This is a genomic window from Methanomassiliicoccus luminyensis B10 (assembly GCF_000308215.1).
Taxonomy (GTDB): Archaea; Thermoplasmatota; Thermoplasmata; order Methanomassiliicoccales; family Methanomassiliicoccaceae; genus Methanomassiliicoccus; species Methanomassiliicoccus luminyensis.
Genome location: NZ_CAJE01000012.1, coordinates 260,306 through 286,102, shown reverse-complemented (window position 1 = coordinate 286,102; position 25,797 = coordinate 260,306). Strand labels below are relative to the sequence as shown.

At 62.7% G+C, this 25,797-nt stretch carries 28 protein-coding genes and 1 other RNA gene; 8 read left to right on the top strand and 21 right to left on the bottom strand.

The window, feature by feature from the left end:
• Nucleotides 1-50: 50 nt before the first annotated feature.
• The 3 genes from WYS_RS14340 to WYS_RS04310 are packed head-to-tail and all read right to left on the bottom strand — an operon-like array spanning nucleotide 51 to nucleotide 3,864.
• A complete protein-coding gene (locus WYS_RS14340) occupies nucleotides 51-1,433 on the bottom strand; it encodes an aspartate ammonia-lyase (RefSeq protein WP_049796243.1) in 1,383 nt (460 codons plus the stop codon).
• A complete protein-coding gene (locus tag WYS_RS14335; protein ID WP_019176937.1) occupies nucleotides 1,430-2,167 on the bottom strand; it encodes a succinate dehydrogenase/fumarate reductase iron-sulfur subunit in 738 nt (245 codons plus the stop codon). The genes WYS_RS14340 and WYS_RS14335 overlap by 4 nt, the downstream gene beginning before the upstream one ends.
• Nucleotides 2,164-3,864: an FAD-dependent oxidoreductase gene (locus tag WYS_RS04310; RefSeq protein WP_019176936.1), complete on the bottom strand. Its 1,701-nt coding sequence runs from the start codon at nucleotides 3,862-3,864 to the stop codon at nucleotides 2,164-2,166. Before WYS_RS04310 ends, WYS_RS14335 begins: the two co-directional genes overlap by 4 nt.
• Nucleotides 3,865-3,928: 64 nt before the next feature.
• Between WYS_RS04310 and WYS_RS04305 the strand changes: the two genes are divergently transcribed.
• The 3 genes from WYS_RS04305 to ffs all read left to right on the top strand — a co-directional run bounded on the left by WYS_RS04305 (nucleotide 3,929) and on the right by ffs (nucleotide 4,927).
• The gene (locus WYS_RS04305) at nucleotides 3,929-4,258 is read left to right on the top strand and encodes a DUF2769 domain-containing protein (protein WP_019176935.1); all 330 of its coding nucleotides are present in this window, start codon (nucleotides 3,929-3,931) and stop codon (nucleotides 4,256-4,258) included.
• An 18-nt stretch (nucleotides 4,259-4,276) separates the two neighbouring features.
• Entirely contained in the window at nucleotides 4,277-4,558 is a 282-nt protein-coding gene (locus WYS_RS04300; protein ID WP_019176934.1) for a DUF2769 domain-containing protein, read from the top strand.
• 58 nt (nucleotides 4,559-4,616) lie between these two features.
• Nucleotides 4,617-4,927, top strand: an RNA gene (gene ffs, locus WYS_RS04295) — signal recognition particle sRNA.
• On the opposite strand, the gene WYS_RS14330 is transcribed toward ffs, so the two are convergent.
• The 3 genes from WYS_RS14330 to WYS_RS04280 all read right to left on the bottom strand — a co-directional run bounded on the left by WYS_RS14330 (nucleotide 4,922) and on the right by WYS_RS04280 (nucleotide 7,419).
• A complete protein-coding gene (locus WYS_RS14330) occupies nucleotides 4,922-5,929 on the bottom strand; it encodes a methanogenesis marker 2 protein (RefSeq protein ID WP_019176932.1) in 1,008 nt (335 codons plus the stop codon). The two genes, ffs and WYS_RS14330, sit on opposite strands and share 6 nt — an antisense overlap.
• Nucleotides 5,930-6,019: 90 nt before the next feature.
• A complete protein-coding gene (locus WYS_RS04285) occupies nucleotides 6,020-6,742 on the bottom strand; it encodes a glycosyltransferase (protein WP_019176931.1) in 723 nt (240 codons plus the stop codon).
• Between the two features lie 89 nt (nucleotides 6,743-6,831).
• On the bottom strand, nucleotides 6,832-7,419 hold the full coding sequence (locus tag WYS_RS04280) for a hypothetical protein (protein WP_019176930.1): 588 nt from the start codon (nucleotides 7,417-7,419) through the stop codon (nucleotides 6,832-6,834).
• A 545-nt stretch (nucleotides 7,420-7,964) separates the two neighbouring features.
• Here WYS_RS04280 and nrdD point away from each other — a divergent pair.
• Together nrdD and WYS_RS04270 are read left to right on the top strand one after the other, a co-directional pair.
• Nucleotides 7,965-10,070, top strand: a complete 2,106-nt coding sequence (nrdD, locus tag WYS_RS04275) for an anaerobic ribonucleoside-triphosphate reductase (protein WP_019176929.1) — start codon at nucleotides 7,965-7,967, stop codon at nucleotides 10,068-10,070.
• A 142-nt stretch (nucleotides 10,071-10,212) separates the two neighbouring features.
• A complete protein-coding gene (locus WYS_RS04270; protein ID WP_147654421.1) occupies nucleotides 10,213-10,479 on the top strand; it encodes a hypothetical protein in 267 nt (88 codons plus the stop codon).
• Here the strand turns inward: WYS_RS04270 and WYS_RS04265 are convergent, their stop codons facing one another.
• From WYS_RS04265 to WYS_RS04235, 7 genes are all read right to left on the bottom strand, one after another.
• Nucleotides 10,480-12,045 (bottom strand): site-2 protease family protein, encoded by a 1,566-nt coding sequence (locus WYS_RS04265; RefSeq protein WP_019176927.1) that lies wholly within the window; start codon nucleotides 12,043-12,045, stop codon nucleotides 10,480-10,482.
• Between the two features lie 64 nt (nucleotides 12,046-12,109).
• Nucleotides 12,110-12,505 carry a DUF6015 family protein gene (locus tag WYS_RS04260; RefSeq protein ID WP_019176926.1) on the bottom strand — a complete coding sequence of 132 codons (396 nt, stop codon included), beginning with the start codon at nucleotides 12,503-12,505 and terminating at the stop codon, nucleotides 12,110-12,112.
• A 100-nt stretch (nucleotides 12,506-12,605) separates the two neighbouring features.
• On the bottom strand, nucleotides 12,606-13,694 hold the full coding sequence (locus WYS_RS14325) for an ABC transporter ATP-binding protein (protein ID WP_019176925.1): 1,089 nt from the start codon (nucleotides 13,692-13,694) through the stop codon (nucleotides 12,606-12,608).
• Nucleotides 13,691-14,902 carry an ABC transporter ATP-binding protein gene (locus WYS_RS14320; protein WP_019176924.1) on the bottom strand — a complete coding sequence of 404 codons (1,212 nt, stop codon included), beginning with the start codon at nucleotides 14,900-14,902 and terminating at the stop codon, nucleotides 13,691-13,693. Before WYS_RS14320 ends, WYS_RS14325 begins: the two co-directional genes overlap by 4 nt.
• Nucleotides 14,899-15,909, bottom strand: coding sequence for an ABC transporter permease (locus WYS_RS04245; RefSeq protein ID WP_019176923.1), 1,011 nt, complete (start codon nucleotides 15,907-15,909; stop codon nucleotides 14,899-14,901). Before WYS_RS04245 ends, WYS_RS14320 begins: the two co-directional genes overlap by 4 nt.
• A gap of 1 nt (nucleotide 15,910) precedes the next feature.
• Nucleotides 15,911-16,939 carry an ABC transporter permease gene (locus tag WYS_RS04240; protein WP_019176922.1) on the bottom strand — a complete coding sequence of 343 codons (1,029 nt, stop codon included), beginning with the start codon at nucleotides 16,937-16,939 and terminating at the stop codon, nucleotides 15,911-15,913.
• 79 nt (nucleotides 16,940-17,018) lie between these two features.
• The gene (locus tag WYS_RS04235) at nucleotides 17,019-19,304 is read right to left on the bottom strand and encodes an ABC transporter substrate-binding protein (RefSeq protein WP_162137693.1); all 2,286 of its coding nucleotides are present in this window, start codon (nucleotides 19,302-19,304) and stop codon (nucleotides 17,019-17,021) included.
• 217 nt (nucleotides 19,305-19,521) lie between these two features.
• Between WYS_RS04235 and cutA the strand changes: the two genes are divergently transcribed.
• Complete coding sequence (gene cutA, locus WYS_RS04230; RefSeq protein WP_019176920.1) at nucleotides 19,522-19,851, top strand: divalent-cation tolerance protein CutA; 330 nt, start codon at nucleotides 19,522-19,524, stop codon at nucleotides 19,849-19,851.
• Here the strand turns inward: cutA and WYS_RS04225 are convergent.
• Nucleotides 19,817-20,485, bottom strand: a complete 669-nt coding sequence (locus WYS_RS04225) for a 6-hydroxymethylpterin diphosphokinase MptE-like protein (protein WP_019176919.1) — start codon at nucleotides 20,483-20,485, stop codon at nucleotides 19,817-19,819. The two genes, cutA and WYS_RS04225, sit on opposite strands and share 35 nt — an antisense overlap.
• A gap of 7 nt (nucleotides 20,486-20,492) precedes the next feature.
• Complete coding sequence (locus tag WYS_RS14315) at nucleotides 20,493-21,641, bottom strand: DUF373 family protein (protein ID WP_019176918.1); 1,149 nt, start codon at nucleotides 21,639-21,641, stop codon at nucleotides 20,493-20,495.
• A 281-nt stretch (nucleotides 21,642-21,922) separates the two neighbouring features.
• Between WYS_RS14315 and WYS_RS04215 the strand changes: the two genes are divergently transcribed.
• Nucleotides 21,923-22,498 carry a hypothetical protein gene (locus tag WYS_RS04215; protein ID WP_019176917.1) on the top strand — a complete coding sequence of 192 codons (576 nt, stop codon included), beginning with the start codon at nucleotides 21,923-21,925 and terminating at the stop codon, nucleotides 22,496-22,498.
• Nucleotides 22,499-22,511: 13 nt separating this feature from the next.
• Nucleotides 22,512-23,147: an MBL fold metallo-hydrolase gene (locus WYS_RS04210; RefSeq protein ID WP_026068790.1), complete on the top strand. Its 636-nt coding sequence runs from the start codon at nucleotides 22,512-22,514 to the stop codon at nucleotides 23,145-23,147.
• A 1-nt stretch (nucleotide 23,148) separates the two neighbouring features.
• On the opposite strand, the gene WYS_RS04205 is transcribed toward WYS_RS04210, so the two are convergent.
• The 6 genes from WYS_RS04205 to WYS_RS04180 are packed head-to-tail and all read right to left on the bottom strand — an operon-like array spanning nucleotide 23,149 to nucleotide 25,690.
• The gene (locus WYS_RS04205) at nucleotides 23,149-23,727 is read right to left on the bottom strand and encodes a hydrolase (RefSeq protein WP_019176915.1); all 579 of its coding nucleotides are present in this window, start codon (nucleotides 23,725-23,727) and stop codon (nucleotides 23,149-23,151) included.
• Between the two features lie 59 nt (nucleotides 23,728-23,786).
• Nucleotides 23,787-24,443: a translation initiation factor IF-6 gene (locus tag WYS_RS04200; RefSeq protein WP_019176914.1), complete on the bottom strand. Its 657-nt coding sequence runs from the start codon at nucleotides 24,441-24,443 to the stop codon at nucleotides 23,787-23,789.
• Nucleotides 24,444-24,456: 13 nt separating this feature from the next.
• Nucleotides 24,457-24,729: a 50S ribosomal protein L31e gene (locus tag WYS_RS04195; protein ID WP_049796272.1), complete on the bottom strand. Its 273-nt coding sequence runs from the start codon at nucleotides 24,727-24,729 to the stop codon at nucleotides 24,457-24,459.
• A 5-nt stretch (nucleotides 24,730-24,734) separates the two neighbouring features.
• Nucleotides 24,735-24,890, bottom strand: a complete 156-nt coding sequence (locus tag WYS_RS04190; RefSeq protein WP_019176912.1) for a 50S ribosomal protein L39e — start codon at nucleotides 24,888-24,890, stop codon at nucleotides 24,735-24,737.
• A gap of 4 nt (nucleotides 24,891-24,894) precedes the next feature.
• Nucleotides 24,895-25,251: a DNA-binding protein gene (locus WYS_RS04185; RefSeq protein WP_019176911.1), complete on the bottom strand. Its 357-nt coding sequence runs from the start codon at nucleotides 25,249-25,251 to the stop codon at nucleotides 24,895-24,897.
• 13 nt (nucleotides 25,252-25,264) lie between these two features.
• A complete protein-coding gene (locus WYS_RS04180) occupies nucleotides 25,265-25,690 on the bottom strand; it encodes a 30S ribosomal protein S19e (protein WP_019176910.1) in 426 nt (141 codons plus the stop codon).
• Between the last annotated feature and the right edge of the window lie 107 nt (nucleotides 25,691-25,797).

The following is a 25,797-nucleotide window of genomic DNA, read 5'->3' as shown; positions in this document are numbered from 1 at the left end:
TCATCGCCCCATGAAAAAGGCAACGCCTTACTGTATATCTTAGAGCGGGCTCACTTCCCCTTCACCGGCCGGAGCCACGGTCCCAGCAGCTTCATGGCGTCCTCCCTGCCCATTATCCCCATACGCTCCACCACATCCTCCAGCGGTTCGCCGGAACGCACCGTCTCGTTCCACACCTCCGCGGCCTTGCGGTAGCCGAGGGAGGGGAGGAGCAGCGTCACCAGCGAGGCGTCCTTTCGCAGCAGCTCCTGGCACCGCTCCGGCCGCGCCTGTATCCCCTCCACGCACCTCGCCCGCATGGCGTGGACCGCATTGGTCAGCACACGCGCGGATTCGAGCACGTTGTAAGTGATGCTCGGCACGAACACGTTCAGCTCCAGCTGTCCGGCCTGCCAGGCCATCGTCACCGCGAGCTCGCTCCCGATCACCTGGAAGCACACCATGGTCAGGCACTCCGGGACCGAGGGGTTCACCTTCCCCGGCATGATCGACGAGCCCGGCTGCACGGGCGGCAGGGCGATCTCCCCGATGCCCGCCTCCGGCCCGGAGTTCAGGAGCCGTAGGTCGTTGCATACGCGGAGCAGCTCCACCGACAGCCCCTTGAGCGAGGACATCGCCGTGCCCAGGGGGGCCCGGCTCTGCAGCGCTTCCTGTCCGTCCAGGGAGGGCCAGAACGGAAGGGACAGGTCCTCCGAGATCAGCGTTATGGTCCTTTCCTTGAACCCCTCGGGGGCCTCCGCGCCGGTGCCGACCCCGGTCCCGCCGACCTCCAGCTCCAGGAGTTCGTCCTTGCGGTACCGCAGGCGGCCGTTCGCTCTCTTCAGGGCGAGCCCGTAGGCGGCGAACTCGCTGCCCAGCGTCACCGGCAGGGCGTCCATGAGATGGGTCCTTCCGGCCTTGGGGATGTCCGCGAACTCCCGCCCCTTCGCGTAGAACGCCGCGGACAGCGCCGCCACCTCCCTCTCCAGGCCGGATATTGCCCACACCGCGGCGATGTGCGCCGCGCTGGGATAGGTGTCGTTGCTCGACTGCGAGCGGTTCACGTGGTCGTTGGGGTGGATGTGGTCGATGTTTCCCCTGGGACGCCCCAGAATCTCCAGCGCCCGGTTGGCGATGACCTCGTTGAGGTTCATGTTGGTGGAGGTCCCTCCCCCCGCCTGGAACGCGTCCACCGGGAACTGGTCGGCGAACCTGCCTTCCTGCACCTCTCCCGCCGCCTGCACTATGGCGTTCCCCCGCTCTTCGTCCAGGACACCCAGCTGCATGTTGGCCCGTGCGGCGGCCTTCTTCACCGCGCCGTACGCCCTGATGAGCAGGGAGTCCTGCCTTCTTCCCGAGATGGGGAAATTGATCATCGCCCGGGCGGTCTGGGCGCCGTAGTAGGCGTCGTCGGGCACCTCCACCTCACCCATGGTGTCTCGCTCTATCCTCATCGTCCCGACCTCTTGAGCTCGGCCTTGGCCCTCCCGATGGCGCGGTCCGGGGCCACCTCCGCGGGGCACACCTTCCGGCAGTTGTCGTAGAAGCGGCAGCGGGACCACCCCTCCGGACCATCGCATGATCTCAATCGTTCCCCTCTCCGTCCCTCTCGGGGGTCCTCGGCGAAGCGGTACACTTTCGCCAGGACGGCGGGGCCCAGGAACGACGGCTCCCTTGCCACTTCGGGGCAGGAGCCGTGGCATGCGCCGCACAATATGCACCCGGCGTACCGGCCTATCGCCCCGGCCCTCTCTGGGGACAGCGTCCTCTCCGCTCCCGGCCCGTCCTCTTTGGGACTGAACCATGGGCGGACCGAACGATATGTTCCGAAGAACGGGCGCATGTCCACCACTAGGTCCCTGATCACTGGGAAGTTCGGCAGCGGCTCGAGGAAGATGTCCTGGCGGCCCCTGCTCTCGGCAGCCCCGGGCATCGGGGCCAGCTCCGGTCCTTCATGGGCCCTATCCAGCTTGGTCCGGCAGGCCAGCCGGGGCACTCCGTTGATGAGCATGGCGCAGCTCCCGCACACCCCCCAGTGGCAGGCATAGCGGAACGCCAGGGTGGGGTCCTGCCCCTCCTGCACCTCCAGCAAGGCGTCCATGACCGTCATGCCCTCCCCCTCCTCGACCCGATAGGCCTGTTCCCAAGTCCCTGTCCCGTTGTTCCGAAGCACCGTGAGCTGTTTCACGCCATCCTCCCCTTCACCGCCCTGATGCCGCTCGCGCCCACCGGGACCGATGCCAGAGCGCACTTGCCGCCGTCAAGACGGATGAGGCTGTGGCGCCGGAACCGGCCATCGTCACGCTCAGGGCGATCGGTGCGGCAGTGCGACCCCCTGCTCTCCTCCCTCCACAGGGACGCCAGGGCCACCGCCTCCGCCACCAGCGCCATGTTCCTCAATTCGAGGAGCGATATCAGGTCCTGGCGGTACGTCCTGACGCCGTCGCGCACCGTGGACCGGGACGCCTTGCGGGCGATGCTCCTGATCCGCTCCAGCCCCCCCAGCATGTCCTCCCCGGAGCGGAAGATGCCGAACCGCTCGGACATGGTCCTCTGCAGTTCTTCCCGCAGCGCGGGGACATCTCCAGGGCCGCCCGGGCGGAACAGGGCCTCCAGCCTCTCCGCCTCCGCCGGCAGCCGGGATGCTACGAGATCAGGGTCATCGGGCCCACCCACCCTCAAAGCGGTGCGGCCGGCGATGCGCCCGAACGCCACCGCCTCCAGCAGGGAGTTGCCGCCCAGCCGGTTGGCCCCATGCACGCTCACGCAGGCGCACTCCCCGGCGGCGAGGAGGCCCGGCAGGGAGGTCCGCCCTTCCACGTCCACTGCCACCCCACCCATGGAGTAGTGCTGCGCTGGATGCACCGGCATCGGCTCCTTCACGGGGTCCACGCTGGCGAAGTCGACGGAGATGCGCCTGGTGCCGGGGAGCCGTTCCTCGATCAGCCTCTCTCCCAGCCCGGTGATGTCGAGGAGCACGTGGCCGTCCACCCCCCGGCCCTGGTCGATCTCGGTCTGTATACTCCTGGCCACCACGTCGCGGGGGGCCAGGTCCATCTCCTCCGGCGCGTACCTCCTCATGAACCTCTCCCCCTCCCCGTTGATCAGCTTCCCGCCCTCTCCCCTGGAGGCTTCGGAGACGAGGATGTCCGTACCTGCAAGCGCGGTCGGGTGGAACTGCACGAACTCCATGTCCTCCACCGCCGCCCCGGCGTTGAGAGCGAGGGCGGCCCCGTCGCCGGTGCAGTTGTAGGAATTGGTGGTGTGCTGATAGATCTGCCCGTGGCCGCCGCACGCCAGCACGGTGGAGCGGGCGGAGAGGGCGAACATCCCTCCCTCCGCCATATCCCAGGCGAAGCAGCCAACGCACCTTCCCCGGTGGTGCACCAGGGAGGTCACGAAGCACTCATCGCAGAACTCGATGGGGCGCCCCATGGCCTGCTCGTAGAGGGTGTGCAGGAGGTCGTGCCCAGTGCGGTCCGAGGAGTAGCAGGTGCGGGGAGAGCCGGCCCCGCCGAACGGCCGCTGGGCGATGCGCCCGTCGGGGGTGCGCGAGAATACCGCCCCCATGTGCTCAAGCTCGCGCACCGCCTCCGGCCCGGCGCGGCACATTACCTCCACCGCCTCAGGGTCCGCAAGGTCGTCCGACCCTTCGATGGTATCGCGGACGTGCTCCTGCCACGAGTCCGAGGGATCGGCGTGGCCGAGGGCGGCGTTGATCCCTCCCTGGGCCGACACGGAGTGGGAACGGAGCGGATGCACCTTGCTCACCACCGCCACGGAACCGCCCAGCGAAGCTTCCAGCGCGGCCCTCAGGCCGGCCAGCCCTCCGCCTATCACCACGACGTCGAAGCTGGCGGCATGACCGGGCGTCCCGATGGCCATACCATTATCTTTGGCAGTTCGGGTATCATATTCGTTGCCGTGCGAAGGTAGGTACTATTAAGGCGTGGAGACCATAGTCCTGAAAAAAGAGCGGGACACTATGGACGCTTTCGAGAAGTTGCTCAAGGCCCTCGGCGAGATGGGGCAGGAGGAGAAGGAATGCATCTTCTCCAAGATGAAGTCTGAATGCACCTGCCCCGATTGTCCGTCGTACAACCAATGCGCAGGGGACAAGAAGGAGCTCCTCTACTGCTTCCACGGCAGGAGCCCCGAATGCATACAGGAAGAGCTGGGGTGCGTATGTCCCGACTGCCCGGTGGCCGCCGAGAACGAACTGGTGAACCTTTATTATTGCACATCCGGTTCCGAGAAGGAAATGCGCGCTCGCAAGTGAGCGCCGGCGAGTGATGTGATGCGAAGCCTTCAGGACCTCAACAGGCTCACCCCAGAGAAGCGCAAGGCCGAGATCGCGGCCATGCGGACCAGGTGCCCGTGCCAGAAATGCCCCACCTACACCGAGTGCGCCGGGGACCGCGACGAAAAGCTGTTCTGCTTCTACGGGCGCTCCCCCGACTGCATATCCAGGGAGCTGAAGTGTATCTGCCCCAAGTGCCCGGTGCACGATGAGTTCGGGTTCCGGAAGCTTCATTATTGCACCAGGGGCGGGGAGAGCACCGCCCCCAAGCGATTCTGAGGCCAGAGAGCCATATCCTTTGGCTAAATGATATATAGGTACTAGAACTTAGGAGGGGTGCTAGGCTCGACCGGGACGTTCGGCACGCCCTTATACATCGCAGACGTCGATAGCGGGGGTGACAGCGGAGGACGGCGTAACCGGAGAGGCTCGGGCCCTGCCAACGACGATGAAGCCTTGTCCTATGGGGTTGGAAGCGGCTGGGAGGCGCGATCGGAGGGTCGCGCGCCCTGCCCTAATCATGGGGAACGGGTCAGGCCCTGACGGGAGCAGCCTTACCGTGGATTACCAACGCTCAAAGGGGAGCGAGGCCGAGAAGCTGTCAGGATAACTCGAGCTGATCCGAGCGTCAACCTTCGTGGCCTAGCACTTCCCTGTTCTCTTGGCGCATTCCGGCACCATATTGGGGTCGCAGCCGGTGATCTTTTCCGAGGCGAAGTCGAAAAGGACCGCCTCCTCCCCATCCTGGCGCAGCACCAGCTTCTTGGTAGCGTCAACCTTGCCCACCACCGCGGCGGTCACGCCTACGGTGGAGTAGAGGTCGATCACATCCTTGGACCTGGAGGAATCGCAGGCGAGGACGAACCCGCATCCCTGGTAGGCCTTGAGCCACTGGGCGAGGTCCTCCTTGGGCGGGCGGGGGATCCTCCCGATGTCCACTATGCCGCCCTTGCCGCTGGTCTCCAGCAGCATGCCGAGAGTTCCGACGCACCCGGGGTTGCTGATGTCCTTGCCCGCGTGCACCAGCCCGCGGCCGCCGATCTCGCTCATCAGGCACACCTGCTGCCGGCAGATGGCCGCGTCCTTCCTGGTGGTAGTGTCCCAAGCGTACGGCAGGGTAAGGGGGAAGAACCCGTCCAGGTCCATGGCCATGATGATGTCGTCCCCCGCCTCGGCAGTATGGGAGTAAATTACCCCAGACCTCCTGGCGGTACCGAGTATGGCCACGTCGATGGCGTTGTAGGCGCAGTCCGGGTGGGTGTGTCCGCCCACGATCGGAACGCCAAACTTCTTGACCGCCGCTTCCATGCCCTTCATGACCTGCCCGCACACCTTCTCGTCCTTCATGGATATGATGTCTACCATGGCCAGGGGCGTCCCGCCCATGGCGGCGATGTCGTTGACGTTGACGAGCACGGCGAAGTACCCCGCGTAGTAGGGGTTGGACTTCATCAGCGATTCCATTATGCCGTCGGCCGCGAGCAGGAGAACATCGTCGTTGTGCGCTATGACCGCGGCATCCTCGCCGTAAGCGGCCAGGACCTCGGGATGAGAGATCGAGGGGAAGAACCCTATGACATCTGAGATTGTCTTCTTCCTGGTTATCCCCGGATATTTCTTGAGGTCAGCCACCAGGGACTGAACGTTCATGCGGCGAGTATAGAGCGAGCACTTAAATAAACACTACCCCCGCGCTCCTTTCCGCGAATAATCCAGCAAGTCAGCAGGATGCCTCGGGGCTCATCGGATGACCTCGTAGGTCCCCAGCGGCTTCTTGAACAGATTGGTCAGGAAGAAGTTGGTGACGTGGAAGCATAGGAAGTACGCGGTCCCCCACTCCTCGATGCGCCGCCTGGAAGTGAGCACCGTCGCTACCTCGGAGTACATGATCTTGCCGACCTTGGCCGACTTCATCGCAAGGTCAGTATCGTCGGCGGTGACCAGGGCGGGATCGATCCCCCCGACCTTATCGTACACCGACCTTCTGATGGCGAACGCTTCCCCATGAGCATAATAGATGCCGATCTTGGACAAGAACACCGAGGCCGGGAAGAGGACCTTCTCGCTGAACAGGTCCTCGTACTTGGTGCCCCCGTTGAACATGATCTTGCCTATCACCACCGCGACCGATTCGTCCTCGAAGGGCTTCACCATGTTCTCCAGCCAGCCCTCCACGTACCGGTTGTCCCCGGTGGTGAATATCAATATGTCGCCCCGGGCCTCTCTGGCGCCCAGCACGCGGCCTTCTGCCACCGTGCTCTTGGGGCACAGGACCACCTTGCCTCCGAACTCTTCGGCGATGGCCTGGGTGCGGTCGGGGCTGTGGGCGTCGGCCACCAGTATCTCGTAGGAAAAGCTCACCTTTTGGGCCCGGATGGAGGCGAGGGTGTCCGGGAGGTACTTCTCCTCCATGTACGTCGGTATCACGATGCTGACGAGGGGGCTCCCACTAGCGGCGTCCATTTTACGACCTTATCGCCCATAGATGCCCGGCATGGTAAAATATCTTGCCCACCGTGGCGCGAAATGGGAGATGGCGGCACGCCCCGATGTCACATGCCATCCTTGAGCAGCTTGGTCTGCTTTGTCTCGCGGACCAAGAAAGAAACGTCTAGGAGCTCGATGATTGTCGCGCTCAGGAGGTCTTCGAACTTGCCCGGAGCGCCGTTGTCCTCGGCGACGAAAGCGGGGCTGCTGTCGGGGACTTTCATCCCGCTCTTCTGCAGGGTCTTCTTCGCGTCGGCCCGCTCCTCGGGAGAGGCTTGCCGACCTACCGGGTCCCTTACCCCGGCCCGCCTGAGCTCGTCGATAAAGATGGGGCGGCGGAACAGCTTGCCCAGAGCATAAAGGGCCAGTTTGTCCGCCTCCGTACCGCCCGCTACCTTCCTCGAACCGTCCCCGATGATCTCGTAGACATCCTTCTCCTTGGGCCGGGCGGGAACATAGACCTTGGCCGGAGGGACGTCCTTTTCCTTCAGGATATTCAGGTCGGTGAGGGCTCTCAGATACCCGGTGAGGATGAGGCGGTGGATGCTGATCCCCTGCGCCTCCAAGTCCCTGGACAGTGCGCTGATGGATTTGCCATCGGCCTTGAGTATCTCGTATATTATTTCCCTCAGATCCCTCTCAGGATGAAACATTTGGTAATCAATATGGTAACAAACATGATAAATAAATATCTTCTCTAAAAATTTTACTTTGTGTATAACACTGGCAAATGAATTATTTGAGCTATGGGGGCCATTCGGCAAAGAGCCGCGGAACGAACGGACCCTCGGCGTCCCCTCGCTTCCTAACCGTCCACGGAACGAGCTCGAAAGGACGTTTCGGCCCCTATCGAGCGGCCCGCCCTTGACGATCTCGACGGAGGGGCCGGGGCGGGCCGACGACAGCGATTAACGGACCTTAATCGAGGGCGGCAAGCATTATTTCTATCAATAGTCAGAATGTGTTTTTCTTTCCTAAACGCTCATTAAGATTTGATATCTCGGATGATAGTCTTACGCTGGTCCCATCATCTGATAACAGATATGGTAACACATGTCCAAGAATGAACCCAGAATCAAGGATTATCTGTACCAGACCGCGTTCAAAAAATTGTTTTAAAGGGACCTGTAGATAGTCCCTTTTGCTTCAACCGCGATTGAAAAAATTGATTGAAAATGGATGGGGCATGTGTGATATAATGAAGGCGACAGATGTTGTACAGAGGACGGGAGAGCTGTATGGGGATAACAAGGAGTCGACCGAACTGTCACTGTTCGTCCGCACCTCTGATGAGGAGCTCAAGAAGTGGGACCGGGCCAAGATCTTTGACGCCTTGATGCGGGAGACCACCATCAGCGAGGATGCCGCGGCCATTGTGTCCCGCGAGGTGGAAAAGATGATGACGGAGCTGGAGATCGATGTCATCACCGCGCCCCTCATCAGGGAGCTCACCAACGCTAAGCTGGTAGAGTACGGGCTCTCCAAGATCCGCAAGCAGCATACCCGCCTAGGCGTGCCGCTGTACGACGCCCGGCAGATCATCATGATGCCCAACAAGGAGAACGCCAACGTTCCCCACAACCCCGAGGCCACCAACCTCACTCTGGCGGAGAACATCAAGAAGGAGTTCGCCCTCCTCGAGGTGTTCTCCCAGGACCTCGCCGACGCGCACATGCGCGGGGATATTCACCTTCATGACCTGGGCATGGTCGATAGACCGTACTGCAGCGGGCAGAGCATAGAATATGTCAAGAAGTTCGGCCTCAACCTTCCCAACGCGCTCAGCATCGCCAAGCCGGCCCGCCACCCCGAAGTGCTCATAGAGCAGATCATCAAGTTCTCGGCGGCCCTGCAGGGCCACTTCTCCGGAGCGATCGGCTGGGACGCCTTCAACCTGTTCCTTGCCCCATACCTGGAGAACGTGGACGACAAGAGGATGAAGCAGCTCGCTCAAATCCTCATCTATGAGTTCGCCCAGCAGGCCGTGGCCCGCGGCGGACAGTCCATCTTCTCGGACCTCAACCTGTACTGGGAGTGCCCCAAGCACTTCCTGGACGTGGAGGCCATCGGTCCTGAGGGCAAGTTCACCGGGCAGACCTACAAGGACTACCTACCAGAAGCACAGAGGTTCCTCAGCTCCCTCATGGACGTGTACCTCGAAGGCGACGCGATGGGAAGGCCGTTCTTCTTCCCCAAGCCGAACGTGCACATGACCGACCGGTTCTTCCAGAGCGAGGGGCACGAGGAGTTCCTGCTCAAGCTGGCGAAGGTCAGCAGCGAGAAGGGCAACACCTACTACGTGTTCGACCGCGGCGACACCGCCAAGATCAGCGAATGCTGCCGCCTCACCTTCAAGCTGGACCAGTCGGACCTGGATGACGCGAAGACGCCGTGGAAGATGAGGTACAGCGCCATGCAGAACGTGACCCTCAATCTGCCCAGGGTCGCCTACGAGGCCCACCAGGACGACCGCAGGCTGTTCGATCTCCTCACCCAGAGGATCGAGATGGTGGCCCAGGCGCACATCCAGAAGAGGGAGTTCATCACCCAGCTGTTCAGCATGGGCAAGAGCGGACCGCTCTCGCTCCTAACCATGGACATCGACGGGGAGCCCTACTACCGCATCCACAAGTCCTCCTTCCTGGTGGGCATGGTCGGCCTCAACGAGATGGTCCAGTACCACACCGGGGAGCAGCTGCACGAGTCCACCGCGGCCATGAAGTTCGGCCTCAAGGTCATCTCCTACATGAAGAACGAGGCCGAGCGCATCGGCGCGGAGTACGGGCTCAAGATGCCACTGGAGCAGACGCCGGCGGAATCAACTGCGTACCGCTTCGCCAAGCTGGACATGAAGTACTTCCCGCTCCAGTCTCCGACCGTCATCAGGGGCAACAAGTCCAATGGGGAGATCTACTACACCAACTCCACCTACCTCAACGTGGGGGCGCAGATCTCCGCCATCGAGAGGGTCAAGAGCGAGGGGCGGTTCCACCCGCTCATCGACGCCGGGTCGCTCACCCACGTGTGGCTTGGCGAGTCCAAACCCCCGGCGGAGAGCATTGCCGCGTTCGTGAAGAAGACCTTCGAGGGCACCCAGAACGCCCAGATCGCCTTCAGCCCGGAGTTCACCTCCTGCCTGAGCTGCGGCCAGACCGTCAGGGGCCTTAAGGAGTCGTGCCCCAAGTGCGGCTCTCCCGACATAGAGGGCATCACCCGCGTCACCGGCTTCTTCTCCAAGACCAGGGGCTGGAACAAGGGCAAGATGGGCGAGCTCAAGGACCGCGTCCGCAACAACATCGGATGAAACAAACCCCTTTACCCCTCTTCTTTTTCCTTTTGTAACGTTCCGCTCGTTCCAGCGAGTCATTCGTCAACCCCGGCGTTTCGCGGGTCCAATGTTAAATACCAAACCGCCACATAGGCAGACGTCGGCCTGGAGTGGTATCATGGCTAAGGTTAAGGTCGGCGAGCATCGGTGGATGAACATCAGCAGGCGCAGTCTTTGCGACAACTGCACCGCCGAGCTGTGCGTGTACAACAAGGGAGGCAGGGTGACGGAGTGCGACAAGTTCACCCCCATCCTGATGGCCTTCAAGAAGTGCGAGTGCTGCGGCGAGGTGTTCGAGGTGTCCTCGAACTTCCGGGCGCTGGACTACAGTCTGTGCCAGAAGTGCAATGAAAAAGGGGTGGAAAGGGTTAACGTGGGCCGCTGATCACAGGATCCGCGGGCCCACCAGCTGCCACAGTACCAGGAACAGCACCAGGAAGGCCAGCGCCCAGGTGATGGAGTTCACCACGGTGTCTCTCTGCTCCTGGCTCGCGCTCTTCTTGACCTTGCTGACGATGGTGTCGAACCAGTCCCGGAACAGGTAGCCCCCGTCCAGCGGCACGGCCGGCAGAGCGTTGGTCATGCCCAGCATCAGGTTTATCCAGAAGATCCAGTACAGGGAGTTGGCCACTATCCAGAACAGGTCCGGGGACATCCAGGCGAATATGCCAGTGGGCACGAACAGGTCGGACATGGGGGACTGGAGGGGCTGCAGGCCCTGGAAGGGCAGGGAGATGTAGGTCAAGATGCCCCTGGTGAAGCCGCTGACCGAGTCCGCCCCGGCGAAGGGATGGGCCATCAGGTCCACTATCGCCTGGGGAGAGTTGGCGCTCGCGCCCATATAGGACATGTACACCCCGATGTAGGCATCGGTCGTTCCGGACCCGCTTCTGCTGATGGGAGTGATGGTGCTGTCCAGGGTCCTGACGTAGCCGCCGGTGCCGGCGTCGTAGGTCAGGGCGGTGATGCTCACTTCCGTGCCGGGCGCGATGCTCGCCAGAACCTCCCGGAAGGTGGCGAGGTTGGTTATGGTGACCCCGTTCAGAGATTCCAGTATCATGCCCGCGCGGACCCCGGCCTGTTCCGCGGGGAGACCGGAGACCAAACTACTGATGTATACTCCCGCCGCGACCGTGGTCTCTCGTTGTTCGCCCTCTAAATAGTACACCACAGGAACGCTATTCCCTGGATATGGCGCGTCGAAGGTCTCGAAACCATCCGAGGCGACGGCGGTGCCGTTGATCGAGATTATCTGCGAGCCGTACACCAGGCCGCCCATGGACGCAGGGGAGCCGTCCTCCACCTGGTACACCACCGGGCCGTCCTGCGCCGGTACCGCGGAGGCCACCATCACGGTGGAGAACAGGATGGCGCAGATGAACGCCAGGATTATGTTAGTGGACGGACCGACCGTGTACACGGAGGTCCTTTTCTTCTTAGTGGTAGTAGCCAGCGCTTCCTCGTCCGGCTCCACGAAGGCGCCCATGGGTATGACCATCCACACGATGCCCATGGCCTTGACCTTCATGTCCCCCACCCGCGTGAGAATGCCGTGCGCGAACTCGTGCACCAGGACGGCGATGACCAGGCCCAGGATGCCGTACCAGATCGGGATGATAGGGTTCAGGCCCGGTATGCCCAGCATCATCTCGGGAGAGGGCGCGCTCTCCGCGGGTATGGTAGGCACTATGGTCGCCTCCCACAGCAGGAGGGCGAGCATGGAGATCATCACGCCGATTACGATGAACTTGCCAACGAAAGCGTAAGCTTCCCAGAACCGTTTGGGACGGGCGAGCCTATCGATAAGGGCCCTGCCTCTCTTGGTCCTCCACATGACGAAGGGGCCCCAGTTGCTCATGTTGTACTTTTCCAGGATGCCCATGCCTTTCAGGGCATACACCAGGATAACATATCCAATGATGACGAAGAGCGCTATAAGCAGGCCGTCCATCCACTTCCTCGGAACGCTCTAATACTGTAAAACTATAAAGGCTTGGTGGAAAGTGTTTGCGGCCTCACTCGGCCTGGCTCGATCCCCTGCTGCTCCAGACCTCCTGGGACATCCGCTCGTAGATGGATGCCAGCTCGTCCTCCTCCGGCCTCTTCTCCTCCGGGATCGCGGCCAGGCGGAAGATCTGGTCCTTCTTGAGGATCCAGTAGTGGATCCTCCACATCTTGCCCTTCTTGAGGTGCACTTCCTCCTCGGTGGTCGTCACCAGTCCCTCCTCCTCCAGCATGTAGAACACGTCCCGGTCCTCGGAGGTAAGGCGGTTGTCGATCACCGCGTCAGTGTAACCGAAAAAGCTCATGATGTACTCGGCCAAGCGGCCAATGTCGTTCTCCTGCATCCCCTTCTTCCCCAGCGTGTTCTTCAACGCTAGGACTAGCTCCTCCATGCTCACCACCGACATGATTATTGCATTCGAACAGCTCGTTTATATATCTTTCTCTCTAATAATTCTGCGTAGAGTATAAAGGCCGTCGCCGGAACGGTGCCCCCTCATCGCCTCCTTAACCTCGGTCCCTGCCGTCCGTCAGCGGCGGGTCCGCCCGATCCCAGAAGTGGCAGGCCACCCAGTGCCCGGGCTTGCATTCGCAAAGCCCCGGCTCCTCCCTCTCGCATATCGGCTGGCGGCAGGGGCACCGGGTGCGGAAGCGGCAGCCCACCGGGAGATCGGCGGGCGAGGGGACCTCCCCGGGCAGGGGCGCGTGGGCCCGCGGCCTTTCCGGGTCGGGGATGGAGGAGAGCAGCGCCCCGGTGTACGGATGGCGGGGATGAGCGAACAGCTCCTCCTTCGGCGCCGACTCCACGATCTTGCCGAGGTACATGACGTTCACGCGGTCGCACATGTAGCGGACCACCGACAGATCGTGGGATATGAACAGGTAGCTCAGGCCCAGGCGGTCCTGGAGATCGTTCAGAAGGTTCAGCGTCTGCGCCTGCACCGAGACGTCCAGGGCCGAGGTCGGCTCGTCCAGCACCAGGAACTCCGGGTCGAGGGCCAGCGCTCTGGCGATGCCGACCCTCTGCCTCTGCCCTCCCGAGAACTCGTGAGGGTAGCGATATAGGTGCTCCGGGCCCAGGCCCACCGTCCCCAGGAGATCCAGGACCCTGGAGCGCAGCTCCGTGCCCTTGGCCGCCTTGTGAACCACCAGGGGCTCGCCCACGATGTCCTTCACCAGCATGCGGGGGTCCAGGGAGCCGTAGGGGTCCTGGAACACCATCTGCATGTCCTTCCTGATGAGGCGAAGCTTCTTAGCTCCCATCCGGCCCAGCGAGTACTCCCGGTTGATGACCTCCAGCTCCCTGGACGGACTTTTCCTCTCCGGTCCGGGCTCCAGCTCGAGCATTCTCTCCCGGACCTCCGGGGGCATATTCCAGTACACATTGCCCTCGGTCGGCGCGATCAGATGCAGCGCCATCCTTCCCAAGGTGGTCTTCCCGCAGGCGGACTCGCCGACCAGCCCGACCGTCTCCCCCTTGCGCACGGCGAGGTCCACGCCGTCCACCGCCCTTACCACATCCCGGCCGGCCAGGCCGCCGGAGCGCACCGGGAAGTGCTTGACCAGACCCCTGGCCTCCATGAGCATCTCGCTCATTCCCTCACCCCAGCGCAGAGGTGGCAGCACACCTGGCGGTCCGGGCCGATGCTGACGGGGGCCGGCCTTTCCGTCCTGCAGATGTCCATCGCCCTGGGACAGCGCGGATGGAACCGGCAGCCGGACGGGGGGTCGAGGGGATCGGGCACGCTCCCCTGGATGGTGCTCAGCCTCTCGCTCCGGTCCAGCCTCGGGACGGCGTCTAGGAGGCCCCGGGTGTACGGATGCAGGGGGTCCTTCAGCACCCTGTCCACCGGGCCGATCTCCACCATCGACCCGGCGTACATCACCCCCACCCGGTCGCAGGTCTCCGCCACCACCCCCAGATTGTGGGTGATCAGCAGGATGGAGCTGCCCATCTCTTTCTGCAGGCGCCTCATCAGCTCCAGGATCTGGGCCTGTATCGTCACGTCCAGCGATGTGGTGGGCTCGTCGGCGATGAGCAGCCTGGGCCGGTTTATCAGGGCCATGGCGATGGTAGCGCGCTGCTGCATTCCCCCCGACAGCTCGAATGGGTACGAGTTCATCATCCTGGGCGGGTCGGGAACTTGCATTAGGCGGAGCATCTCCTCGGCCCGGGACCATGCCTCTTCCTCGACCGGTCGCCGGTACCTGCGGAGGACGGGGATTCGACGCGCCGCCCTGAGCATCAAGCTGTCGGGATCTTCCTTCATGCGGGCGATGAACGGGCGTACCAGTCGGTGCCTCTTCCCTTCTCCGGAATCGGCCTTCGCCAGCACGGCCTCGGCAAGCTCCTTGCCGCGGTGGGCGAGCACCACCTCGGAGATCTGCCTCCCGACGGTGAGCACGGGGTTCAGTGCGGAGGCGGGGTCCTGGAACACCATGGATATGTGGTCCCCGCGTATCTGGCGCATGTACCCTTCCGAGCGCCCCAGGAGGTCCCATTCTCCCACCAGCATCCTGAGCCCGCCGTTATCCTTGCCGGACGCCCGAAGCTCCCTGATGAGGTCCATGGTCTCCTCGGGGACGGCGAACAGCACCGTGCCGGAGCCTATGCTGCCCGAGGGCGGAAGAAGGCGCAGGATGCAGGAGGCGGTGACGCTCTTCCCGCACCCCGACTCGCCGACGATGCCGAAGACCTCTCCCCTCCGGACCTCGAAGGACACCCCGTCGAGAGCCTCCAGCCTGCCGTCGGGGGTGTCGAACCCCGCCCTCAGCTCCCTGACCTCCAGCACCGTCCCGCTCATCTCCTCTTCACCCTCCGGGGGTCCATGGCGTCCCTCAGCCCCTCCCCGAGGAGGTTGAAGCCCATCACCATGATGAATATGAACGCCCCCGGTATGGCCCACATCCACCAGGGGTTGTGCATCGCTCCGTCAGGGTACGGGTAGGGGACCTGGGAAAGGATATAGCTCTGTCCTGAAGCGACCATGCGGCCCCATTCCGCCATGTCCGGATGGTTGAAGCCGATGAAGGAAAGGGCCGCGGCCACCAGCACCACCATGCCGATGTCCATGGTGGCCTGGACCATCAGCGGGGAAATGGAGTTCGGCACGATATGGCGGAACAGTATCCTCCCGCGGCCGGCCCCGATCGCTCTCGCTGCCTCCACGTACCCGCTGTTCTTCACCGACATCACCTGGCCGCGCATGATCCTGGCGTAAGCGGGCCACCACGTGATGACCAGGGCGAGTATCACGTTCTCGATGCTGTTCCCCAGCACCGCCACGATGGCCAGGGCCATTATCAGGGCGGGCAGGGCCATGAACACGTCGGTGAGGCGCATCAGCACCTCGTCGACCAGCCCGCCGCGGTACCCCGCGAGCGCTCCCACGGCGATGCCGAGCAACAGGGCCGCCCCCACTACCGCCATGGAGATGTACAGCGAGGTCCTCGCGCCCCACACGATGCCGTAGTAGATATCCTCACCGTACTGCCCGGTGCCGAAGATGAAGGTGGTGGTCTTCCCGTCGATTATCCCCTGGGCCCCCGGAGGCTTGGGGAGAGCGGGCCGCTCCATGTCCTTGGGCACCTCTAGGGGGTTCCCGTCCCCCACCGGCGGGGCCAGCAGGGGCGCGGCCACGGCGATAGCCAGGATGAACAGCACCAGCGCGAGGCCGGCCATGGCCAGCCTGTTCTTCCTCAGGGCGGCGAACCAGCGCCGGCGCTCCCTCAGCACGGGGGCCAGGGACGACCGTGCCCCGCCGAACCTCCTCTCCCCCGCCCCGGGACCGCGCTCGTTCACCGTGGCCATGTCACCTCAGCTCCATCCGGGGGTCCAGGAACGCGTACAGTATGTCCACGGCAAGGTTGACGATCACGAACACGATGGCAAAGAACATCACGAAGCCCACCACGGAAACGGAGTCGCTGCCCGCTATCGCGCTGGCGGACCAGTACCCCAGCCCGGGCCACGCGAAGATCCATTCCGTGAGGACGGCGCCGCCCAGCAGGGACGCGAACAGCATCCCCGACATCGTCACCGTGGGGATGAGGGCGTTGCGCCGGGCATGGTCGCGGACCACGGCCCCTTCCTCCAGCCCCTTGGCCCGGGCGGTGCGTATATAATCGAGGCTCAGAACCTCCAGCATGCTCACGCGCATGATCCGGGTCAGCGCGGCCGCGGTCCCCAGCCCCAGGGCGGTGGCTGGCAGGATGATGTGCTTCAAGGCGTCCCAGAACAGCTCGGCATCCCCGTTGAGCAGGGCATCGACCAGGCGGAGCCCGGTGTACTCATGGTAGCCGGACGAGTGCATCATGAACAGGAACTCGTCGTAGCGGCCGGTGGCGGGGAGCAGGTGCAGCTGGTAGTAGAAGACATACTGTAGCCCCAGCGCCAGAACGAAGATGGGGACTGAAATGCTGGCCAGAGTAGCGAGCCTGGTGGCGTGGTCGAAGGCGCGGTCTTTCTTGACCGCGGAGCGGGTCCCCATGACCACGCTCACCGCGACGGCGATGACGATGGCAAAGAGCGCAAGCTCCAGCGTGGCGGGGAAGAACATGGCGATGCTGTCCGTGACCGGAAGATACCCGTTGGTGGGGGAAACGCCCCAATCCCCGTGCACCACCCCGTTGAGCCAGTAGACGTACTGGACATGCAGCGGCTCGTTGAGGTGGTAAGTCTCCCTGATGGCGTCGATCTGCGCCGCGGACATGCCTTCGGTGACGTATGCGTAGGCTGGGTCCCCTCCGATGCGGGTGAGAGAAAAGATGAATATCGACAGCCCGAACAGGACCGGGACCATCAGCAGCAGCCTCCTGGCGATGTAGACGCTGATCCTCACGGTACCGCCACCGGCCAGAAAAACGGGGTCACCGTATAAAATGGCTTGCGGACCGCGAAATGGTCCCGGGAATCAGGCATCATCCCTTGGACAGCGCGTAGTAGTACAGGCCCATATGCATGGGATTGTAGTGATAGCCCTGCACCCATGCCCGCTCCACATGGAACACGTCCGGCTGGGAGGTGAAAATGTAGTAGGCGTTCTCGTAGCTGGACATGGCGATGGCGTCGTACAGCTGCTGCCTCTCATAATAGTCCAGCGTCTCCGAGGCTTGCTTTGCCATGCCGCTCAGGGTCTCGTTGTCCAATCCGACCGCGGCGGCGTAGGTGCCTCCGATGTGGTAGAATGGCAGGACGTTGTCGTCGGGATCGGCATAATCGCTCTGCCACGCCCCGATGAAGGCGGAGAAGTGGTTCGCCAGCAGGTGGCTGTAGTACGAGGAGAATGACAGCGCCACCACGTTGACCTCGATCCGGTCGCTGATGGCTTCCAGGCCCGTCTTCAGCAGGTCGCACTGCGCCCGGCGCTCCGGGCTCTCCACGTTGTAATAGATGCTTATGGTGAACCCGGCGTCGAAGTAGTTGCCGCCTTTCCCGTCGGAGGCCTGCCGGAGCTCCTCCCTGGCCTTTTCCAGGTCGAGCTGGTACACCGGGAGGGAGGCATTGTAGTGCAGCATCCCTTCAGGTATGGCGCTGTTGGGCTGCGACGCCGTGCCCAGCATGTAGTCGTTGATGAAGCTGGCATAGTCAAAGGCGTAGGCGAACGCCCTCCTCACGTGCACATCGGAGAAGAAGTCGGAGGGCACCCCCACGTTCAGGTCCGAGGCCACGATGTTCTGGTTAAGTCCGACGAAGTTTATGCTGAACGAAGGAAGGCCCACCACGGACTTCAGCTCGGTACGGCCGGCCACGTCAGAGGCGTGCTGGCGATCGATATACGCGGTATCGGCGTCGCCCGAGAACAGCATCATCTCGCGGGTGCCAAGGTCCTTGACCTGCTTGATGAACACGTGCTTCAGCGAGGCGGGGGCTTCCCAGTACTGGTCGAACCGGTCCATCCGCACATATTGATTGGGGACCCATTCCGCCAGGGTGAACGGCCCGGTACCTGCGTCGTTCCTCGACATCCAAGCGTTGGTCTCTCCCGCTTCGACGCCCCCGTGGGCCTCCACCTGGGCCTTCTCCACTATCGACGTGACCGTGGTGGCCATGACGTAGTTGAACGCGGGGTATGGCCTCACCAGGGTGATGATCACGTCGTTCCCCTCCACTTCGATGGCCGCGTCGGCCTGGGCCGGGGTGACCGGGGTGCCGGTGCTCCAGTCCGGCACCACGAACTGGGCGAGGATCCAGGCGGGAGCCTGCCCCATCAGGAGAACCCGTTCCAGCGAGTACTCCACATCCTCCGGGGTGAGGATGTTTCCAGAATGGAACTTGACATCAGTGCGGATGTGGTAAGTATAGACCAGCCCATCGTCGGATATGGTCCCGTCCTCCAGGCTGGGGACGTTGGTCGCCAGGACCGGCCTCAGCTCGGTGGCGCTGGCCCCGTCGTACCATACCAGGGTCTGGTACGCGTTCTGGATTATCTCCCCTCCGGCGGTGTCGGTGCAGACGGCCGGATCAACGGTCCTCGGCTCGGCGTTGGTGGCCTTCACAAAGGTGTCGGCCCTCGTCAACGGCAGAAGGGAGGAGGACTTGACCCACACCGAGACCATCGACTGCGAGGTGGTGTTGACGCTCCCCTCCTTGGTCACCGTGAGCACCACCCCGTATATGTCCGTCTGGGACCAGGAGTGTGTAGCGCTGATCCCGGAGGCCTCTCCGCCGTCCCCGAACGTCCAAGCGTAGCCGGTGATGGCCGCCCCGTCGGCCTCGAAGCCGGTTCCGTTCCAGGTGTATGCATAGGAGTTCTTTCCGTCGAAGATCGCGGAGGCCCCGGGGGCCAGAGTGTTTCCCGCCAGCTCGATGGAGGAAGTGATGGACGCCACCGGGGCCGAGTCGTTGGCCGCGTCCGCGGTGGACGGGTTGACGGTGATCCTGACAACGTCAGAGGTCGCGTATGTGCCTTTGTCGGTGGTGATGGTGAGCCCGACGATTATGGCGCCGGGAATGGAATAAGTGTGATCTATCAGCGGCCCGCTGGTGGTGACCCGCGTGTTGTCGCCGAAGTTCCATACATATGAAAGTATCGTCCCGGAAGGCGCTTTGCTGCCGGAGGCGTCGAACTGCACCGTTTCGCCAACGGACACCGAGGTCTTGCTGGCCGCGAACGACGCCGAGGGAGTGTCGCCCCCCTTGCCCAGCAGAAGGACGCTGCCCAGGCTCGCCACGACCATAACGGCCACCAGGACGAGCGATGCCAATTTTGGGTAGCTCCCGCCGGAACGAGGCTCTTCGGGAAGGGGGCGATCGGTAGCCGAGTTCATAACAGTTCACCAACCCAAGGGTCGCATTCTCATAGCCACTGGCGGGGAAATCGGCTGGTCAATATAAATGAGTATCGCACACATATCGGCAGGATTATTAATAAACGGGGCGCGATAGGCAGGATTAGCATTTTGGAGATCCCGAGGCAACGTCATGACCCGCGCATCCACGGTCCTGGTCACATATCCCGATGAGGGGACGGCGGCGAAGATCTCAAGAGAGCTGGTGGACAGGAGGATGGCGGCCTGCGCCAACATCTTCCCCGTCCGGTCGATCTATCGCTGGAAGGAGGAAGTGCTGGACGAGCCGGAGGTGGCCGTCATCTACAAGATCGCGTCCTCTGACTTCGAGGCCTTCAAGGATGCGGTGGTGCGCCTGCATCCCTATGAGGTGCCCTGCGTGGTCCGCTATGACATCGCAGAGGGCCACGCCCCCTACCTCGAATGGATCACGGGCTCGACAGCTCGACCCCGGGAGGATTGAGGTCCCATATCAGCTTGCGGGCCCACTTGAGCTTCTCCTTCTTCACGGCGGGGTCCCGGCCCTTCTTTTCCCTCGGCTCGCTCATGTCGAAGCCGAGCAGATGTATCCTCTTCGCGCCGAAGTGGCGGGCGAGCATGACCGCCCTGTCGCCGTCGGTAAGGCCGCCGAAGTTGCGGACCGTAGGAAGGGGCCGGGCCTGAGTGGTCAGGACGACCCTCCCGGTGAACCAGGGCATGAACCGCTCGATGGCGGGGACGTTGTCCCCGTGAGCGTGCACGATCACGATGGCGCCCTGGGCGTTGGCGGAGATCTGGTCCTCCACCGCTCCGTCCAGGTCGGTGACTATAATATCGGGGACCCGCCCGGCCTGGTGGAGCAGGACCGAGGTGGCGCCGTCGGCGGCAATGAGGGTGCCCCGCGGCTCCGAGGACCGCAGCGCATCCTCCAGATCGAGGCCGCAGCCGCACACCGTGACCTCCGGTCCGATCTTCTGGGCCAGGCAGGCCGGGCTGCACAGCGTCTTGCCGACCGCGGCCTGCGCCAGCACCCGCGCCGCCCGCTCGTCCTCCGCCACGGAATAATGGAGCTGCGACACGATCTCCCGATAGTACGGCTCCCACTCCGAGAAGTCCATGGGCCCCTTACTCCGTGGTCTCGGCGGCCTCGCCCTTCTCGGCCCCCTTGTCCCCGTCCTCGGAGGAGCCGCGGAGCGAGGAGTTCAGCAGGCCCCCGAACACCGCCAGGAGGAAGCCTGCCGCGATCTCCAGGATCACAACCACCTGATCGTAGTGCCGGTAGTCGAAGAACACCGCGGTCGCGTCCAGGGCCCCCTGCAGTATGAAGCCCGCCGCGAACACCGTCAGGGAAGCGATGATGAACGTGTATGACACCGTGCCCTTGGACAGCCAGTGGTTTATGAACAGCCCCACCTGGTACGCGAAGTAGGCGAACACCCACATCCACAGGGTGGTGCTGGAGAACAGCAGGAACTGCTGCACCAGCTCCGCGTCGGGGTCCATGGTGGCGGCGTCCCAGCCGTACAGCACGCCGAGCACCGCGAGCAGGCCCGAGAGTATGGCGAACGGTATTAGCTGGCTGCCTGAGCGGACCGCTTTCCCCATCTCGTCCATCCATACGCGCATCTTGTCGCCCGCTTTGTACGCGAACGAGAACAGATACATGCCGACCACCAGCCAGATCATGGCCAGGCCGATGCTGGTGAACGAAACGTCTGGGTCGCTGTTCCACAGTTTATATAATGGGTCGATGAGGGCGAACAGGCCGAACACCAGGAGGGCCAGGCTGATGGGCACCAGGATCCTCTTGCGGATCTTGTCGTCGTTCAGCATCTTGATGAGGATATAGTACGTCCCCTCGACCGTTGGCACCTGCTTCACGTAGACCTTGCGGACCGAATCGACCTTGATCCTCGATGAGATCATGGGGTAGATGTACTCGTCCTCGGCCCCGTCGGACACCAGCACCACCCGGTCCGGATGCACGACCTCCTGCACGGTCTCCAGTTGGGTCGCCAGCACCAGGTCGCTCTCGTAGCCGACGTCGGTGTCCCCGCAGATAGTGGCGATCTCCACGGACATGCCCTTCTTGGTCATCTCGTCGTACAGGCATATCGCCGCGAAGAGGGTGTTGATGTCGGAGTCCTCGGCGTCCTTGAGCCCCAGGGTCATCGCCGCGTTGAGGTTCTCCTCTCTGCCGATGAACGGACTGTTAAGGCCGGCCTTGGCCCCGAAATCGTCGTCCCGGTCCACGCAGAGAACGAGGGTCTTCATCTGAGTTGCCTATCCAGTTTTCGATTATAAAAGGTTTCAGCGTGGTCCTACAACATTTTTAGTTGCAATTTCCCCTCGCCACGGAATACATCGTCGTATTTTTATTTATGAACGCAGGGGTGAAACAAATATAACCAGGGACAGTAATCCTCAGCTAGGCTGTTATCATGGAGAAACCGTCCGGTCTTAAGGAATGCCCTCGCTGTGGGTTGCGGAATCGCCCTGGAGCCTACCAATGTGAGTTCTGCGGGTGGGACTTTGGAGTTGCCTCCGACGATTGGATGGGGCAGATCAGCGACCTTGAGAAGCTGGGGCAGGAGATCGATGCCCCGTCGGTGGACGAAAGCACCGCCTCCAAGATCGAGATGACCATGAAAAAGCCCGCAGAGGTCCAGGGACATGACCTGCCCCCTGTTGCGGACGACGTGCCCCTGTTCGAAGAGCTGGATCTTGGCGGCACCGCCGCGGTGGCCAAGCCGATCTACGACAGCGCCATTCCATCGGACGATACCATCGCCGAGGCCATCCCGGACCCATATGTGGGGACGGGACCGGAACGGCCTAAAGCGAAGGCCAAGCTGGCAGCCGCCGAGGCGGAGCCTGCCGCAGGACATAAGGCCTCGTTCAAGCTCGAGCTCCCATTTGCGATCGACGCCGCCCTGCTGGTAGCGGGGATCGGCTGCCTGGCCGCCGCGCTGCTTCTGGTCACCAGCGGTTCCTTGGACAAGCCGGTGGGATGGATCGTTTCCATCGTGGGCGCGTTCCTGGCGGTGTTAGGGATCAGCAGGCTGCTTCCCGAGCTGACCGAGGCCCTGCCCTCCCGCAAGAAAGGCAAAGAGGCCGAGCCGGGGAACTAGGGGCGGTGAGCGAATTAAGATCGTCTGGCACGGACATTCTTGCTTCGAGATACGCGAGAGCATCGGCGTGGTCACCGACCCTCATGACGGGAAATCCATCGGCATCAAGCCCCCGGTGGCCCGCGCCGATGTGGTCCTGATAAGCCACGAACATTTTGATCATAATTGCGTGAGGATCATCAAGGGCGAGCCCATGGTGATGCGGGAGCCTGGGGAGAAGACCCTCAAGGGGCTGAAGGTCACCGGCATTCCGACGTTCCACGACAAGGAGAGCGGCGATAAGAGGGGCCGCAACACGATATATGTTTTCGAACTCGACGGCATCAGGTTCTGCCACTGCGGGGACCTGGGCCACCTGCCCAGCGAGGAACAACTGAAGGCCATCGGAACGGTGGACATACTCTTCCTCCCGGTGGGAGGCGTCTTCACCCTGGACGGGGCGGAGGCGAGAGAGGTGGTGGAGATGGTGCGCCCCCGGGTCGCGGTGCCCATGCATTTCCGGCTGGGCGGGCTGTCCATCTCCATCCAGACGGTGGACTCTTTCCTGGAGGGCGTGCCGGACGAGCAGGTGCTAAGGGTGGGCAACGAGATCGACTTCACCAAGGAAGAGCTGCCCGTCCCCACCGAATATTGGGTGTTCTCCCAGTAACTTACTTTACCAGCGCGGAGATGGCCTTGAACTCGGGGACCCCCGCCCGCCCCAGGAGCTGGAACAGCGCTATCTCGCTGGTGGTGATGACCGCCCCGGCGTCCCGCATGAGGTCCAGGGCCACGTCCTTGTTCTCCTCGACTCGGGAGCACACCGCGTCCCTGGCAATATGAACATCATGCCCCTTTCCCAGGAGGGCCAGGGCTGTCTGCAGCACACAGATGTGAGCTTCCATGCCGGCGATGAGGACGCTCTTCCTCCCAAGGCCGTCCAGCACCTCGTCGAAGCCCGCCTCGCCGCAGCAGGAGAAGCTGAGCTTTTCGAACTTCTGGTGCTCCGGGAGCGCGCCGGAGATGGCCAGCAGAGTGGGGCCGAGGCCCCTGGGATACTGCTCGGTGACGATGATGGGGACGGACATGAGCTTCGCCCCCTCCACCAGGCGGACGGTGGCTGCCACGGTCAGGTCCTTTTCGGGCATGACAGCGGCCAGGCGATCCTGGACATCGATGATCAGCAGAACGGCGTCGTCACGCTTCAGCAAGTATCGGCTCAGGCCCTCGGGGTCGGTACAGGTCGGCATATCGCACGGCGTATGCCGTTCGAAAATTTGAAAACTATTCTGACCTCGGTCCGAAAGGGTCAGATGTTGAGCGCGTCCTCGACGCGGCCGAGCTCGATGGGGGTGGAGCGGAACCCTACCGCCGCGCCCTTGCTGTTGGCGATCATGCATGCGCCGACCACCGGCGCCCCATAGTTCAGAGTGCCGATGGCCACGGGGACCTTGAAAAGAGAGCGGAGCATCTCCATCTCCGCCTTGGAAGTGCTGGGGTGGCAAAGGACCCCTTTGTTGGTCGCCACGCACACCGACCCCACGGTCTTGTGCCCGGCCACCATGCCCTGGACGACCTCCACGCCCAGAGCGTCCTTGATCTGCTTGACCGCGGTGCGCTCCAGATCGGGGTTCACCAGGGCCGCGTTGTCGTTGACCAGGATGTTGTTGCCGCACGCGTTGAGGCGGTCCTTGATCCTCTTCACCGTCATCTTAGTCCTCAGGGGGCGTATCTCCGACAGGGCCACCATGCCTGAGGTGATGGCCCCGTGCGAGTTCATCGCCACCAGAGTGCCCAGGATGCTGCTGGAGGCCAGGGAGGCCCTGAGCACCTCGACACCCAGGCCCTCGGTGATGTCATCTATGAGGGCTTCGGGGGCGTCGAGGGGGGCCAGGGCATAGCTCTCGTTGGCTACGCAGTAGACTCCGATGAAGGGATTCCCATCGTAGCTGGAGAGCTTCAGCATCTTACCACCGGGTTTACTCTTCCACGGTGGAGTCTTCGGGGAGGGAGACCTCTACCAGTCCGTCCTCGAACTTGACCGCCTTCACCTTGATGCGCAGCGGCGGCTTGCTGATGCCGCGGGACCACAGGGCCTCGTTCAGGCGGTGGTCGATCCAAATGTCGTCCTCCTTGGCCTTCATGTGCCTGACGACCTGCTCCCTAACTTCGTTGACGGCCCTCTTGGCCCTCTTGGAGCGGGGGGACATCTTGGTCTTCTTGAGCGTGATGTTCATGATCTTCTCATCCATGCTTATCACTCCTTAAGCTTGGCATGTCTCCAGCTGCGCCTCTTGGGGTGCCGGAGCACGGTCCTGTTGGTTCTCATCATTACCCAAGCAGGGACCCTGCGGTTGGACTTCTCCGCCCTCATCAGGCGGGCCTTCATAGCGGTGGGTTTGTTCCTGGTCATAAGATTACACCCTTTCAATCTTGATATCTCTCTTCTGAGGGGAGACCTTTCTCAGGATTGCCTTCAAGGTCTCATCATCTATCTGGTTCTGGATGCGGCCCATCTGCAGGAGGCGTATGAGCTGCTCTTCCACTGCGGCGGCAATATCGGGGTATGCCATCCTGACCTTCCCCAGCCTTTCACGGGCTTCGGGGGTCAGGATCTGCCTCATCACCGCCTGACGCTCTGCCTCCATCTGCTTCTGCCGCTCGGCCATGGCGACCTGTTGCTGCATCTGCGCGTCCTGCGATTGCTGCAACTGGGCCATCTTGCGGCGGCGAAGTTCCTCAAGCTCGGCGTCCTGCATCGTTTTCAACTCCATTGGGCGGCGGACCTCAGTGGGCCTCGTCGTAGACCTGCTTGGCGACGTTGTCGAGAAGGGCCTGCCCCTTGGGGGTGATGATACGGCCGTTCTTCTTGTCCTTGGCGATCAGGCCGGACTGCTCCAGCTGGATAAGGCACCTGCGGGCGATGGCCCGGGAGCCCTTGACCGCCTTGTTGGGCTTGGAGCCCCGGTCGGCGAACCCGCCGTACTCGGCGGCGAGCCTGGAGGTCCCGATGGGACCCTTTATGTATACCTTCCTCAGCACGGAGGCGGACCTGGTGAACCACCAGTCCTCCTGTATGGGGGCCCTCTCAGTGTGCCTTCCCGTCTTCGCGAACTCGGCCCAGTCCGGAACCTTGATCGTGTCGATCTGCTTCAACTGAGCAGCTGCCTTCGCGATAAGCTTCTCCGGCGGGACATCGTAGACTGTAACCATCTGACCTACCTCGAAATGACATTAATGCTCTATGTATGGATAGATAATGCCGACGGCATTAATATACTGCTTGTATTTAAGCGTTTTTCAAGAATCCGACCACTGGA

Bases quoted from the DNA above. Each gene is read 5' to 3' on its own strand.
- WYS_RS14340 (WP_049796243.1), bottom strand. From the start codon at position 1,433: ATGAGGATAGAGCGAGACACCATGGGTGAGGTGGAGGTGCCCGACGAC.
- WYS_RS04310 (WP_019176936.1), bottom strand. From the start codon at position 3,864: ATGGCCATCGGGACGCCCGGTCATGCCGCCAGCTTCGACGTCGTGGTG.
- WYS_RS04300 (WP_019176934.1), top strand. From the start codon at position 4,277: ATGCGAAGCCTTCAGGACCTCAACAGGCTCACCCCAGAGAAGCGCAAG.
- WYS_RS14330 (WP_019176932.1), bottom strand. From the start codon at position 5,929: ATGAACGTTCAGTCCCTGGTGGCTGACCTCAAGAAATATCCGGGGATA.
- WYS_RS04285 (WP_019176931.1), bottom strand. From the start codon at position 6,742: ATGGACGCCGCTAGTGGGAGCCCCCTCGTCAGCATCGTGATACCGACG.
- WYS_RS04280 (WP_019176930.1), bottom strand. From the start codon at position 7,419: ATGTTTCATCCTGAGAGGGATCTGAGGGAAATAATATACGAGATACTC.
- nrdD (WP_019176929.1), top strand. From the start codon at position 7,965: ATGAAGGCGACAGATGTTGTACAGAGGACGGGAGAGCTGTATGGGGAT.
- WYS_RS04270 (WP_147654421.1), top strand. From the start codon at position 10,213: ATGGCTAAGGTTAAGGTCGGCGAGCATCGGTGGATGAACATCAGCAGG.
- WYS_RS04265 (WP_019176927.1), bottom strand. From the start codon at position 12,045: ATGGACGGCCTGCTTATAGCGCTCTTCGTCATCATTGGATATGTTATC.
- WYS_RS04260 (WP_019176926.1), bottom strand. From the start codon at position 12,505: ATGTCGGTGGTGAGCATGGAGGAGCTAGTCCTAGCGTTGAAGAACACG.
- WYS_RS14325 (WP_019176925.1), bottom strand. From the start codon at position 13,694: ATGAGCGAGATGCTCATGGAGGCCAGGGGTCTGGTCAAGCACTTCCCG.
- WYS_RS14320 (WP_019176924.1), bottom strand. From the start codon at position 14,902: ATGAGCGGGACGGTGCTGGAGGTCAGGGAGCTGAGGGCGGGGTTCGAC.
- WYS_RS04245 (WP_019176923.1), bottom strand. From the start codon at position 15,909: ATGGCCACGGTGAACGAGCGCGGTCCCGGGGCGGGGGAGAGGAGGTTC.
- cutA (WP_019176920.1), top strand. From the start codon at position 19,522: ATGACCCGCGCATCCACGGTCCTGGTCACATATCCCGATGAGGGGACG.
- WYS_RS04225 (WP_019176919.1), bottom strand. From the start codon at position 20,485: ATGGACTTCTCGGAGTGGGAGCCGTACTATCGGGAGATCGTGTCGCAG.
- WYS_RS14315 (WP_019176918.1), bottom strand. From the start codon at position 21,641: ATGAAGACCCTCGTTCTCTGCGTGGACCGGGACGACGATTTCGGGGCC.
- WYS_RS04215 (WP_019176917.1), top strand. From the start codon at position 21,923: ATGGGGCAGATCAGCGACCTTGAGAAGCTGGGGCAGGAGATCGATGCC.
- WYS_RS04205 (WP_019176915.1), bottom strand. From the start codon at position 23,727: ATGCCGACCTGTACCGACCCCGAGGGCCTGAGCCGATACTTGCTGAAG.
- WYS_RS04200 (WP_019176914.1), bottom strand. From the start codon at position 24,443: ATGCTGAAGCTCTCCAGCTACGATGGGAATCCCTTCATCGGAGTCTAC.
- WYS_RS04195 (WP_049796272.1), bottom strand. From the start codon at position 24,729: ATGGATGAGAAGATCATGAACATCACGCTCAAGAAGACCAAGATGTCC.
- WYS_RS04190 (WP_019176912.1), bottom strand. From the start codon at position 24,890: ATGACCAGGAACAAACCCACCGCTATGAAGGCCCGCCTGATGAGGGCG.
- WYS_RS04185 (WP_019176911.1), bottom strand. From the start codon at position 25,251: ATGGAGTTGAAAACGATGCAGGACGCCGAGCTTGAGGAACTTCGCCGC.
- WYS_RS04180 (WP_019176910.1), bottom strand. From the start codon at position 25,690: ATGGTTACAGTCTACGATGTCCCGCCGGAGAAGCTTATCGCGAAGGCA.